Source organism: Marinobacter psychrophilus, assembly GCF_001043175.1.
Lineage (GTDB): Bacteria > Pseudomonadota > Gammaproteobacteria > Pseudomonadales > Oleiphilaceae > Marinobacter > Marinobacter psychrophilus.
The window spans coordinates 2,347,776-2,361,323 of record NZ_CP011494.1; the positions used below are offsets into that span (position 1 = coordinate 2,347,776).

The following is a 13,548-nucleotide window of genomic DNA, read 5'->3' on the forward strand; positions in this document are numbered from 1 at the left end:
TCATGCGACCGCCCCCTCTGCCTCAAGGAAATCCTGAGCAAAGCGCTGCAATACACCGCCGGCTTCAAACACAGACACTTCGTCTGCGGTGTCCAGGCGGCAGGTTACAGGTACGTTCAGGGTTTCGCCGTTGGTGCGGTGAATAACCAGAGTCATGTCGGAACGTGGGCTCATATCGCCTTCTACGTCGTAGGTTTCGGTGCCGTCCAGCTTCAGGGTCAAGCGGGTGGTACCCGGTTTAAATTCCAGTGGCAGCACGCCCATGCCCACCAGATTGGTACGGTGGATGCGTTCAAAGCCTTCAGCGGCAATGGCTTCTACGCCAGCTAATCGCACGCCTTTGGCGGCCCAGTCGCGGGAGGAACCCTGGCCATAGTCGGCGCCGGCCACGATGATCAGCGGCTGCTTGCGTTCCATGTAGGTTTCAATGGCTTCCCACATGCGCAGGTTTTTGCCTTCCGGCTCCACACGGGCCATGGAACCCTGGATAATCTCGCCTTTCTCGTCCCGTACCATTTCGTTCATCAGCTTGGGGTTGGCAAAGGTGGCGCGCTGGGCGGTCAGATGGTCCCCGCGATGGGTTGCGTAGGAGTTGAAATCTTCCTCTGGCAGGCCCATTTTGTGCAGGTATTCACCGGCAGCGCTGTCCATCATGATGGCGTTAGACGGCGATAGGTGATCGGTGGTGATGTTATCCGGCAGAATCGCCAGTGGGCGCATGCCTTTCATGGTGCGTTCGGCTGCCAGTGCGCCTTCCCAGTATGGCGGGCGACGAATATAGGTGCTCTTCGGGCGCCAGTCATACAGGGGGCTTTCGGCTTCTTCGAACGCGCCCAGATCAAACATCGGGATGTACACCTGTTTGAACTGTTCGGGCTTAACGCTGGATTTTACGATGACGTCGATTTCTTCATCGCTTGGCCAGATGTCTTTCAGGGTAACCGGGTTGCCGTCTTTGTCTTTGGCCAGGACGTCTTTTTCGATGTCAAAACGCACGGTACCGGCGATGGCGTAAGCCACAACTAAGGGCGGCGATGCCAGGAATGCTTGCTTGGCATACGGATGTATACGGCCGTCGAAGTTACGGTTACCCGACAGTACCGCGGTGGAGTAAAGGTCGCGGTCGATAATTTCTTTCTGGATTTTCGGATCCAAAGCGCCAGACATGCCGTTGCAAGTGGTGCAAGCGTAGCCGACGATACCAAAGCCCAGCTTTTCCATTTCTTTCAGCAGGCCAGCTTCTTCCAGATACAAGCGGGCGACTTTGGAACCCGGTGCAAAGGAAGATTTCACCCAAGGCTTACGCACCAGACCCAGCTCGTTGGCTTTTTTCGCAATCAGGCCAGCAGCGACCACGTTGCGGGGGTTTGAGGTATTGGTGCAGGAGGTAATCGCGGCGATGATCACCGCGCCGTCTGGCATTTTGCCTTCGGCTTCTTCCGCCAAGGCCCTTTCCAGATTACCGGCAATGCCCTGGGCGTGCAGATCGCTGGTCGCTACGCGGCGATGAGGGCTAGAAGGGCCAGCCACGTTGCGCACAACGGTGGACAGGTCAAATTCCAGCACCCGCTCGTATTCCGCTTCGACCAGCGCGTCGGCCCACAAGCCAGTGTGCTTGGCGTAGGTTTCTACTAATGCAATCTGCTCTGGCTCACGACCGGTCAGCCTCAAATAATCGATGGTTTGCTGGTCGATGTAGAACATGCCGGCAGAAGCACCAAATTCCGGGGTCATGTTGGAAATGGTGGCACGGTCGCCGATAGTCAGACTTTCCGCGCCTTCGCCAAAGAATTCCAGGTAGGCGGAAACCACACGCTCTTTACGTAGAAATTCGGTAATGGCCAACACGATATCAGTCGCGGTGATGCCCGGCTGGCGCTTGCCAGTGAGTTTTACACCAATAATGTCGGGCACCCGCATCATGGATGGGCGGCCGAGCATGACGGTTTCTGCTTCAAGACCACCCACGCCAATGGCAATTACGCCCAGGCAGTCGATGTGCGGGGTGTGGCTGTCGGTGCCGACGCAGGTGTCCGGAAAGGCAACGCCGTCACGGGACTGGATCACCGGAGACATTTTTTCCAGGTTAATCTGATGCATGATGCCGTTACCGGCAGGAATCACGTCAACGTTTTTAAAGGCGGTTTTTGTCCACTCGATGAAGTGGAAACGGTCATCGTTGCGGCGATCTTCGATGACGCGGTTTTTATCGAATGCGTCTGGGTCAAAACCCGCAGCTTCTACCGCCAGGGAGTGGTCCACAATCAGCTGGGTAGGTACCACCGGGTTTACTTTTGCTGGGTCACCGCCTTTTAGGGCGATGGCATCGCGCAGACCCGCCAGGTCAACCAGAGCGGTGGTACCCAGGATGTCGTGGGTGACGACGCGGGCCGGGTACCAGGGGAAATCCAGGTCTTGCTTGCGTTCGATAAACTGCTTCAGTGATTCGGTGAGCATGTCGGGTTCGCCACGGCGAATCAGTTGCTCGGCTAAAACGCGGGAGGTGTACGGCAGTTTGGCGTAGGCGCCAGGCTGTATGTCTTCGATGGCCTGGCGGGTGTCGAAATAGTCCAGGCTGGTGCCTGGCAGGTTTTTGCGGTAGTGGGTGTTCATATTTTGGGCTCTCTACGCAACAGATGTTGAGGACAGAATTTAATTCTGTCCTCCGGCTGGTCTCGATATAAGGGACGGATTTCAAATCCGTCCCTTATCTGGCGCTAGCGCTTTTCGATCGGCAGCCATTCGGCGTGTTCGGGGCCGGTGTATTCCGCACTCGGGCGAATGATACGGTTGTTGGCGCGCTGCTCTTTAACGTGCGCGGTCCAGCCGGACACCCGTGACATCACAAAAATAGGCGTGAACAGTCCAGTAGGAATGCCCATGAAGTGGTAAGTAGAGGCGTGAAAGAAGTCGGCGTTGCAGAACAGCTTCTTCTCGCGCCACATGACTTCTTCACAGCGCACAGATACCGGATAGAGCACGGTATCGTTCACTTCTTTCGACAGTTTTTCGGCCCATTTTTTAATGATTACGTTGCGCGGGTCGGAGTCGCTGTAAACCGCATGGCCGAAGCCCATGATTTTTTCTTTGCGTTGTAACATACCCATCAAGCCGTCTTCGGCTTCTTCCGGGGTCTTGAATTTCTGGATCAGTTCCATCGCCGCTTCGTTGGCGCCGCCGTGCAGCGGGCCACGCAAGGTACCAATGGCGCCAGTTACGCAGCTGTGGATGTCAGACAAGGTAGAGGCACAAACGCGCGCAGCGAAGGTAGACGCGTTGAATTCGTGCTCGGCGTACAGAATCAGGGAAACGTTCATCACCCGTTCGTGCAGCTCGCTTGGCTTTTTGCCGTGCAGCAACTCTAAGAAGTGGCCGCCGATGGAATCGGAGCTACTGTTGGTATCAATGCGCACACCTTTGTGGGCAAAGCTGTACCAGTAATTGATGATACTTGGGAACACAGCCAGCAGTCGGTCGATTTTGTCGTCTTGCTCACTGAAGTTTTGCTCGGTTTCCAGGTTGCCCAGCATCGAGCAGCCGGTGCGCATCACATCCATCGGGTGGGCGTCTTTGGGGATATTTTCCAGCACGGTTTTCAGTGCGTCTGGCAGCGTGCGCAGGCTTTTAAGTTTGGCTTTGTAGGCGTCCAGTTCCTGCTGGTTTGGCAGCTTGCCTTGCAACAGCAGATAGGCCACTTCTTCGAACTGGGCGTTGTCTGCCAGGTCGCTAATGTCGTAGCCGCAATAGGTGAGGCCGGTTCCGGTTAGGCCGACGGTGCAGAGTGCGGTTTCACCGGCTACTTGTCCGCGCAGTCCTGCGCCACTTAATTTTTTTGCTTCAGCCATGGGTGCTTTTCCTTAAAACCGGGGACAGATTTAAAATCTGTCCCCTAATTTGTTATACCGGGGACAGACCTAAGGTCTGTCCCCTATTGTCAGGTCGGGGACGGATTTTAAATTCGTCCCCTACTCTTTCTCTCTCAGCCTTTGGACTGCTGGAAAAGCTGGTCAAGCTTCTGTTCGAAATCGTGGTAGTTCAGGTAGTCGTATAGTTCCATGCGGGTTTGCATCAGGTCGATTACATCTTTCTGGTCGCCCTTCTCCAGAATGTCTTGGTAAACTGTTACGGCGGCTTTGTTCATGGCGCGGAAGGCGCTCAGTGGGTAAAGCACCATGCTGGCACCGGCGTCGCCCAGCTCTTTGCGGTTGTACAGCGGCGTAGCGCCAAATTCGGTGATGTTAGCCAGCAGCGGCACATTGCCCAGGGCTGCAGAGAAGGCTTTGTAGTGTTCCAGCTCGTTTACGGCTTCAGCGAAGATGCCGTCGGCACCGGCTTCTATATAAGCTTTGGCGCGATCAATGGCGGCTTCCAGGCCTTCTTTCTGGAACGAATCGGTACGGGCCATGATGAAGAAGTCTCTGTCGGCGCGGGCGTCAACGGCTGCTTTTATGCGGTCTACCATTTCTTCTTTGGAGACAATTTCTTTGTTCGGGCGGTGGCCACAGCGTTTCTGGGCCACCTGGTCTTCAAGGTGAACGGCGGCTGCACCGGCTTTTTCCATTTGCTGAATGGTACGGCCAATGTTGAATGCGCCACCCCAACCGGTGTCTATGTCTACCAGCAGCGGAATATCCGTAGCGGCGGTAATACGGCGCACGTCTTCTACTACGTCGTTCAGACTGGTCATGCCCAGATCTGGCAAGCCATAGGAGGCGTTTGCAACACCGCCACCAGACAGGTAAATAGCCTGGTGCCCCACCCGCTCGGCCATCATGGCCGCGTAGGCGTTGATGGTACCAACAATCTGCAGGGGCTTGTTGTCGTTCAGGGCTTTACGAAAACGGGCACCCGGGGAAAGTTTGCTGGACATGGTGTTGCCTCCTTTGGATAAAGATGACGATGGTTTGCTGATGGGTTAAATGGTCAGTTCGCCGTCGCGGATTTTTTGTTCAATGTTTTTTCGTGCTGCGTGAATGTGGCGTTTCATCAGAAATTCCGCCAAGTCGCCATCTCGGCTGGCAATGGCATCAACAATATTGCGATGCTCGCCCAGCGCCATGTGCGGGCGTCCGGCCGAGGTGCTTAAACGGTAGCGGTACATGCGCACCATGTAGTATAGGTCGCCCAGGAGCATTTGAGTCAGCTTGGTGTTGCGGCTGCCAGTGGCGATGCGGTGATGAAAATCGTAGTCGCCCTCAGCCTGGTAGTACGCCTGGCCCTGGGCTTGTTCGATCATGGTTTCGTGGGTGTCGAGGGTGGCACGCAAGGCGGCAATTTCTGCATCTGTCATGCGTTCGGCGGCCTGCCGTGCGGCCAGGCCTTCCATCAGTTCGCGTATGCGATAGAGCTCTATTAACTCGTCGGCGCTTACGGCGACCACTTTCACCCCTGCGTGGGGGCGGCGTACCAGCAAGCCCCGGGATTCCAGGCGTCCCAACGCTTCGCGCAGCGGCCCGCGGGTTAAATGAAAGCGGGAGCAGAGCTCAACTTCACCGATTTTTTCGCCCGGGATTAGGTCGCCTTTCACAATCGCCGTTTGTAGACAATCGAAGGCTTCATCGGCACGAGTATAGACTTGCGAGACGGTTTCCAACATGCTTTGTTAACAATCCTAAGAATAATGATGCGAAATTACGCGCCATCACGCGGATTGTCAACAATCCTTCAGTATAAGACACTCTATCGGACGTATTACAGTTCCAAAAACCGAGCTTGCTCGCTCGCTGGCGGCGGCGTGTACTGGTAAAGCCACATTTCTGAGACCGGTTGCCCGCTGAGCGTCAGCTGCAGACGGATGTCGACGGGATCACCCGATTCACCGGGCACCAAATCAAACATTGCGCGGTAGCCCTTAATCGAGTCCAGAGGGCGTACAGACGCTATTTCTACCTTGCCACTGCTGGTTGTAATGGCAACTTCCAGCTCGGCATCGGCCGCCAACATGCTCAAACCACCACCACCAAAATCGATCGCAAACCGCCAGGAAAATACCTCCCGCTGCTGGCCTATAACGCCGCCAAGCCCGGTACGGGTGGCCTGCACTTGCGCCAACTTGTCTGGCTGCACCGGTGGCTGTTCACCCCAAGTTAGAATGTAGGAAAACAGGTGTTCTTTGCCAACAGCCAAAGGCTTTTGCGGATTCCAGAATGCCACGATATTGTCGAATGTTTCGTTTCCGGTGGGGATTTCAGTGAGCATTACCTGCCCTGGGCCCCAATCTCCTTTTGGCGTAATCCAGGCGCTTGGCCGGCGATTGTAGAACACGCCGTCGTCTTGGTAGTGCTCAAAGTTACGGTCGCGTTGCAACAGGCCAAAGCCTTTCAGGTTATTGTCAACAAAACTGCTGACATGCACGTTGCGGGGGTTCATCAACGGCCGCCACAGCCATTCGTTGTTGCCGTTTTGAATCGCCAGGCCATCTGAGTCGTGAATTTCCGGACGCCAGTCGTACGCCATACGGCGATCGTTTTCGCCCATTTGGTACATGCTGGTTAACGGCGCAATGCCCACCCGTTCGATGGCTTTTCGCGGGTAGAGCGCCACATCCACGTCCATCACTGTATTTTGCCCAGGCTGAATACGGAAGGCATAGGCGCCGGTAACGCTGGGAGAATCCAGTAAAGCCCAGACGGTGACAAAGTCCTGGCCGGGGGCCGGTTTCTCTAGCCAGAAGGTGGTGAAGTCGGGGAATTCTTCTTCTCTGCTCATGCCCGTGTCTACGGCCAGGCCGCGGGCAGACAAACCGTACTGCATGGATTCGCCCACCGCACGGAAGTAACTAGCACCCAGAAAAGACGCCAGATCTAATTGAAAATTGGTGTAGAAGTGCAAGCGAAAGCCGGCGTAACCGAGATTCGATTCCAAGTTACCCAGTGCCTGTTTGCCGCTGTAGTCGAAGTTGCTTTGACGATATTCCAAGGCTCGGGCGATACCGCCGTCCACTTCGAATATTTGCACTGGTTTTTTGAAGTACAAGCCAAGATGGAAAAGCTGCACCTGAAACAATAAATCGTCGCTGCGCCAGAGCGCATCCTGGGGCTTGAAGCGAATGGCTTGGTAGTCATCCCAGCTTAAGGTGTTCAGGCTTGCGGGGATGCCGCTGGCTTGCGGTTGGTAGGCTTTGTTGGCCAGATGGCGGGCATGGCCTTTGAGCCAGGCGTAATCAAAAGACCCGCTGCGTTTTGTGCTGCGAGCCACTTCACCCGCTTGCAGCAAGGCCGGTATGGGTAACACGCCTAAAACAGCAGCAGATACGGCTTTTAGAAGAGAGCGACGGCGCATTATTAAACCTCAAAAGTCATCTTGGTCGGTTGTCGATGTTCTGTTGTTGATCGATGGTCAGTTGTTGGTTGAGTTCGTTATTCTTCACTATCCATTTGTCAAAGACGGGCGATCGCCTGGCCCCAATAACTTTCCGTTGGCGCGATCCAGGCGCGGCGATGAAGCTCGGCCAGGGCCACTCGGTCTTGACACAATTCGCTGATTTGTTTTTTATTCAATGCCGCCGGGCCGGTGCGGATGCATTGGTCCACCAGGCTGTTGAGCCTTACGGCTCGCCTGGAATGGCGGTCCGGCCTGGCCAGCGCCAGTTGTTGCTGGTGAACCAGCGGCACCAGAACGGCCTGTTCAAAGCGGCCAATACTCCAGGGGCTGGCCGGCTGGGCTCGATTCTCGGCGGCGTTTTTCAGCAAAGGCAACGGTGCCAGCTCTTCAGGAATCAGTAGCAGCCCGGCGCGGCGTATGGCTTGACCGACTCTGACCCGGCTAAGCAGCACCGAGGTGGGCGCGGCAAGTATTAAAGGCACAGCAACAGGCAGAGACCAAATGAAAAAACTGACATCTAACCACCAGGCGAACACCGCCCAGCTACCGCCCATTATTAATCCCGGTGCCTGGGTTATTAACGCCTCGCGCCAGCCGGTTTCTTCCGTGCGATTTTGCCCGGCCCAGCTTAGGGAGACGTTTAACAAAGACGCGATTACGAACCGGCTGTGAGCCAGCATGCGGATGGGTGCCAGTAACACCGAGAATACAATTTCTACCCACACGCTTAAAAACAGCCGCCAAGGGCCACCGAAGCCTTTGGCTAAGCCATGAATGATGGCGTCGATAATGGCCAGAAATTTTGGCACGAACAGCAAGGCCAAGGTGCTAAGGGCGAGAGTAAGCGCCCACTCTGGCCGCCATTCCGGCCAGAGTGGGAAGAGCCCTTCGTGGCCGGCAGGAAAATACTCGATGGGCGACAACGTTAACTCCGCGGCAGCCACTGTGGTTAACGCCAGAAACGCTAGCCACAAGGGCGAAGCCACGTAGGCCATTATGCCGTTGAGGAACGCCATGCGGTGCGCCAAACAGATGCGGCGGCCAAAACACAGAATCCACAGGTGCTGCAGATTGCCTTTGGCCCAGCGATTGTCACGTGACAGTTCATCCGCCAGCGTGGGCGGTGACTCTTCAAAACTTTCGCCCAAACCGGGTTCCAGCCAGACTTCGTAACCGGCGCGGCCAATATAGGCAGCCTCGACAAAATCGTGGCTCATGATCGGCCCTTCAAACACCCCAAAGCCACGTAATTTACGCAAACCGCAGTGCTGCATAAACGGCTCTACGCGCAGTATGGCGTTGTGGCCCCAAAAAGCGGCATGACCCATTTGCACAGCGGCAATGCCCGTCGCAAAGAGTGAGGAATACAGCCGATTGCCAAACTGTTGCAGACGGGCAAACAGCGACTGGCCGTTAATAATGGAGGGGTTTGTTTGCAGTATTCCAACCTGTGGCTCGCGCTCCATTAACTGAACCATGCGCACGATGGTGCGCCCACTCATCAAGCTGTCTGCGTCTAACACCACCATGTATTTGAAGCGCCGGCCCCAACGCCGCAGGAAATCGGCGACGTTGCCGCTTTTATAGTTCAGGTTAACGCCGCGGCGGCGGTAAAACAGACGGCCGTGGGCACCCAACTCGTCACACAGCTGGTGCCATTTTGCTTGTTCTTCCAACCATATTTCCGGATTCCGGCTGTCTGACAGTATGAAAAATTCAAAGTGTTCAATCTGGCCGTTGCACTCCAGCTCGTGATACACCGCTTTCAGTCCGCTAAACGTCCAGTGCACCGGTTCGTGGTAAACAGGCAGCACAATGGCGGTTTTGACCAGCGGGGTGTTTTCCAGGTCATCGCTGCTGTAACGGTTTAGCAGCGAGTGCTTATCTCCACCCATCAGCCGCAACACAAATCCAACCACCGCGGTCCAAAAACCTACGGCTATCCAGGCGTAGAGCAATGCAAACAATACCAGCAGGCCAATTTCTACCGCGGTGCCTCCGTGGTAGGGCATGATCCACAACAAGTAATAGCTGGCTATCGCGGTTTGGCCAAATACCAGCAGCGCCAGCAAGCTGCGCCTTATTCTGGCTACCGTGCGCCAGCGCCAGAGTTTCTGGGGAGCCCGATCATTCATAACCCATGCTTCCCCTGAGCAGCTCTGGCCCGGCTTCAAGCGACAGTTTTGGTTGTGGCAACTCGAAATACTGGGGCAGCAGTTCCATCACCAGCTTTAGATAATCGCCATCGGGGGCCTGCTGCAACGCATGATCAACCAGTTCAAGCGCGGTGCGGCATTCATTGACACCCGGTTTGATTCCGCTGCCGCGAAGGTAAGCTATTACCCGGTTCAGTGCCTTCTGGCACGGTAGCTGCTCCACGCTTAGTCCCTCGCCTGGGCTAAGTCAGGCAGCTGATACAACCAGGTTTCAGACACCGCATTCGGGCCTGCCAATAATCGCGCCCTTAGAGGTGTGTCCTTATCGGGCGCAGGCTTGACCAGCATCGACAGGCGCCAGATGCCCTGCTCGGGCAGGTGCTCTACAAAGTGTTCCAGTATTTCGGCGCTGTCGTTGGTGCCCACTTCGCTGACAACGGGAACACTGGCGGCGTTCAGGGTTTTTCCCTCAAAGTCGACGACCACCCGCCAGGTACCTTGCAGGTTGCGATTGTTTTCGCTCTGGTTAACGCCATTAATTCGGCCAGCACCCACCCAGGTGTCCACAACGCGGCCAATATTACCGTCAAACGCGGTATGTTCTCCGAATCTAAGGCGGTACTGGAAATTCAGCTCTGCGCCCTTCTCGATTTTCTGACGCGGCTTCCAAAAGGCCACGATGTTGTCGTTGCTCTCTGAGGATGTGGGGATTTCTACCAGCACAACTTCACCTGAGCCCCAATCGTCGGTGTTGTCAATCCACGCGCTCGGGCGCTTTTCGTAGTGGGCTTCTGCGTCTGAAAAATCATCAAAGCGAGTATCTCGCTGCATCAGCCCAAACCCTTTCAGGTTGGTCACTTGAAAATAATTTATCCGCAAACTGGTGGGGTTCAGTAATGGCCGCCATACCCACTCGGTCACGTCAGCGGATTTTTCGTCCCGTATTAGCAGGCCATCAGAGTCGTGAACCTGGGGCCGCCATTCCCCCGCTGGCTGACGTGTGTTCTCGCCGTAGTAGAACATGGACGTGAGCGGCGCCAGGCCAATCTGATCGATATTGCTGCGGGCAAACAGGCGGGCACTGACCTCGATGCCAGTGACCGTGTTCGGGCTGATCACAAAACGGTAAGCGCCGGTTGCGCTGGGGCTATCTAACAATGCATAAACCGTCATAGTAGCTGCGTTGGCAGCTGGTCGTTCCAACCAAAACTCGGTGAACGCCGGAAACTCTTCGCCGGAAGGTAAGCCGGTGTCTATAGCCAATCCCCGGGCTGCCAAGCCGAAACCGTTATCGGCCCCAACACCGCGAAAATAACTGGCGCCGCCGAACACCAGGAACTGGTTGCCCTGGCGTTCGGCGCTCTTAATTGCGGACGATGATTGTAAGGGCCAAGTCAGCCAAAAACCCGCGTAACCCAGGTCGGTTGGAATACGCTTGGCCAGATCAGGCGAAGGGTAGGTAAAGTGATCGCGATTAAAAATCAGCGGCCTTACGCCCTCTTGATCCACTTCGTTCAAGGTAACCGCGTGCCGATATACGTTGCCAGTGGGCACCATCATGACTTCAAAATGCTTTTTTTCCGCACTGTCCGGCTGACGCCAAAGATTGGCTTCGGGCTTGAAGCGGATTGACTGGTAACGGTCGTAGGGCAATGACGTTAAAAAGTCGGGAACTGCGCTGGGCGCTTTGTAAGGACTTTGCGCCAGCGCCTGAGCTTTTTTCGTGACATCGTTAAAACCAAAGCTCCAGACTGGAGCGCTGGCGCCCAGGCAGAATACGACAATGCACCCGTTTACAACACGGGCTGTCCTTGCAAGCATGGATGGTATTCCCTGAGTTCAACTCAATTTGTTGTGACTATACAACACCACACGTGTTGTCGCGCTTTATGTGACACGTTTGTAAAAGCTTGTTCATCAAGCCAGAAACCGGTTTTAATACTCTTCGCCGCGCCTGATCACAAGCAGGCAGCAATCTTTCTTTTGGTGAAACTGCATTTTAGCCATCAACTTGGGTAAACTTCGCCAATACCGACTTTCATAAGGACGCTGAAATGATCAAGAAGTGCCTGTTTCCCGTTGCCGGTTATGGCACCCGCTTTTTACCGGCCACTAAGGCCATGCCCAAGGAAATTCTGCCCATCGTCAACAAACCATTGGTTCAGTACGGTGTTGAAGAGGCATCAGATGCCGGCATTCACGAATTCGGGTTTGTTACCGGCCGCGGCAAGCGCGCCATTGAAGATCATTTCGACATCAGCTACGAGCTTGAGCACCAAATTGCGGGTTCAGGCAAAGAGGGTTTACTGACCTCTATCCGCGATTTGATTGACAACAATACCTTCGCCTTTACCCGTCAGAGCGAAATGAAGGGCCTGGGCCATGCAATCCTGACCGGGCGCAACTTGGTGGGCGACAACCCTTTCGCTGTGGTGCTGGCCGACGACTTCTGCGTGGGGCCTGACGGCGGAGACGGCGTACTGGCACAAATGGTCAAGCTTTATAGCCAGTTCCGCTGCTCTATTGTGGCCATTGAAGAAGTACCGGCCAACGAAACCCACAAGTACGGTGTAATTGCCGGCGAGTGCATGAAAGATGGCCTGTTCCGGGTAACGGACATGGTCGAAAAACCTGCGCCTGAAGACGCGCCCAGCAACATGGCCATCATCGGTCGTTATATTCTGACACCGGATATTTTCGACATTCTAGAGCGCACGCCACCTGGCAAGAACGGTGAAATGCAAATTACTGACGCCCTGCTGGAACAAGCCAAAACCGGTTGCGTACTGGCTTACCAATTCAAAGGCCGGCGTTTTGACTGCGGCAGTATAGACGGCTTTGTAGAAGCAACCAATTACGTTTACGAAAACATCTATAAAAAAGGCTTATAGCCTTAGCCAATAAAAAGTTGACGCATCGCAGCCGAATCAGTATATTTCGCTGCGTTGCAAAACAGGACCATAGCTCAGTTGGTTAGAGCGCTGCCTTGACATGGCAGAGGTCGGCAGTTCAAATCTGCCTGGTCCTACCATTTTTTTCAATGACTTCCACGACCTCGCAAAACCCCATTTTGAAAATTGTTGTAATGCTGTTGTAAAACGTCCCGCTTATATAGTATTAGTTTCAGGCTCAATTCCGCAGCCACCGTCATCCATTTTTGTTCATGCCCAGCTTGGTAATACGCCGTTATCTTCTTGTCACTGTTACCCCTCAGCGCTTGTACATATCCCTGACTGTACCCTGCTTTTTCGTAGAGCCATGAGCTAGATCCAGTGCTCGCGACCCCCTGCCCTCACTCTGTGCGTCGGCGCCCGGCGCGGAGCGATCGCATGAATGGACCGGTATTGATCCAGGTTCATGCGCTGGCGGTCTTTACCGTAATCGGTTTTTGAATACGTGACTTCAACCGGGTTGTCGCGCTCTGACGGGCTCCAGCCCTTGGTCTTCGCAAACCGGAACAAGTCAGCCACGAATTCACGTTTACACCGGTGGCGCAGGGCAAGATAGAGCCGCCCCTATGTGTTAGCGTAGTTGGTCAGGTGTGGTTTGCTTCCGAACTGATACAGTGAGAAGCGCGGTTCGTAGAATAGCAGTGAGTTGTCAAATAAAAATCGTTTTTAACGCAAAGGGACATGTATGAACAATTCTGAAGACGTGCTTCAATCCCCACTGTTTCAAACCGTCGCTGGCTTGGCTTTTGAATCGATCATGGTGACAAAAGCTTCTTTCGATCATACTAATTCTGTGATCATCTATGTAAATCAGGCCTTCAGCAATCTGACCGGCTATTCTGCGGATGAAGTAATCGGAAAAACACCAGGATTGCTTCAGGGACCGAAAACCGAGAGAGGAGTAAAAGAGCGCTTGTCTGACGATCTGAAAAATAATCGGACCTTTCACGGCGACACCATCAATTACCGCAAGGACGGCTCCTCTTTTATCATTGAATGGAAAATCTCACCGGTAATGGATGGCGACGAAGTCACGCATTATGTGGCAGTTCAGAGAGCTATCGGTTAGTGCTTATAAATCCGCCCGAGCAGAGGGCGACATGGCATCATTAACGTTT

General features: G+C 54.5%; 10 protein-coding genes and 1 tRNA gene. 3 read left to right on the forward strand and 8 right to left on the reverse strand.

Going from position 1 to position 13,548, the window contains the following annotated elements; all coding sequences use genetic code 11:
- The 8 genes from acnD to ABA45_RS10515 form a co-directional block, all read right to left on the reverse strand.
- Entirely contained in the window at positions 1-2,613 is a 2,613-nt protein-coding gene (acnD, locus tag ABA45_RS10480; RefSeq protein ID WP_048385939.1) for a Fe/S-dependent 2-methylisocitrate dehydratase AcnD, read from the reverse strand.
- A 104-nt stretch (positions 2,614-2,717) separates the two neighbouring features.
- Positions 2,718-3,845 (reverse strand): bifunctional 2-methylcitrate synthase/citrate synthase, encoded by a 1,128-nt coding sequence (gene prpC / locus ABA45_RS10485; protein ID WP_048385941.1) that lies wholly within the window; start codon positions 3,843-3,845, stop codon positions 2,718-2,720.
- A gap of 134 nt (positions 3,846-3,979) precedes the next feature.
- On the reverse strand, positions 3,980-4,870 hold the full coding sequence (prpB, locus tag ABA45_RS10490; protein WP_048385942.1) for a methylisocitrate lyase: 891 nt from the start codon (positions 4,868-4,870) through the stop codon (positions 3,980-3,982).
- Positions 4,871-4,915: 45 nt separating this feature from the next.
- Complete coding sequence (locus ABA45_RS10495; RefSeq protein WP_048385944.1) at positions 4,916-5,596, reverse strand: GntR family transcriptional regulator; 681 nt, start codon at positions 5,594-5,596, stop codon at positions 4,916-4,918.
- Positions 5,597-5,691: 95 nt separating this feature from the next.
- Positions 5,692-7,281 carry a glucan biosynthesis protein gene (locus ABA45_RS10500; protein WP_198146954.1) on the reverse strand — a complete coding sequence of 530 codons (1,590 nt, stop codon included), beginning with the start codon at positions 7,279-7,281 and terminating at the stop codon, positions 5,692-5,694.
- A gap of 98 nt (positions 7,282-7,379) precedes the next feature.
- Positions 7,380-9,458, reverse strand: a complete 2,079-nt coding sequence (mdoH, locus tag ABA45_RS10505) for a glucans biosynthesis glucosyltransferase MdoH (RefSeq protein ID WP_048385945.1) — start codon at positions 9,456-9,458, stop codon at positions 7,380-7,382.
- Positions 9,451-9,702: a hypothetical protein gene (locus ABA45_RS10510; RefSeq protein WP_048385948.1), complete on the reverse strand. Its 252-nt coding sequence runs from the start codon at positions 9,700-9,702 to the stop codon at positions 9,451-9,453. Before ABA45_RS10510 ends, mdoH begins: the two co-directional genes overlap by 8 nt.
- A gap of 2 nt (positions 9,703-9,704) precedes the next feature.
- Positions 9,705-11,300, reverse strand: a complete 1,596-nt coding sequence (locus ABA45_RS10515; RefSeq protein ID WP_048385950.1) for a glucan biosynthesis protein — start codon at positions 11,298-11,300, stop codon at positions 9,705-9,707.
- Between the two features lie 233 nt (positions 11,301-11,533).
- Here ABA45_RS10515 and galU point away from each other — a divergent pair, with 233 nt between their 5' ends.
- The 3 genes from galU (at position 11,534) to ABA45_RS10530 (ending at position 13,499) form a co-directional block, all read left to right on the forward strand.
- Positions 11,534-12,370 carry a UTP--glucose-1-phosphate uridylyltransferase GalU gene (gene galU, locus ABA45_RS10520; protein ID WP_048385953.1) on the forward strand — a complete coding sequence of 279 codons (837 nt, stop codon included), beginning with the start codon at positions 11,534-11,536 and terminating at the stop codon, positions 12,368-12,370.
- 63 nt (positions 12,371-12,433) lie between these two features.
- Positions 12,434-12,510, forward strand: a tRNA-Val gene (locus ABA45_RS10525).
- Positions 12,511-13,115: 605 nt separating this feature from the next.
- Entirely contained in the window at positions 13,116-13,499 is a 384-nt protein-coding gene (locus ABA45_RS10530) for a PAS domain-containing protein (RefSeq protein ID WP_048385955.1), read from the forward strand.
- Positions 13,500-13,548 lie beyond the last annotated feature (49 nt).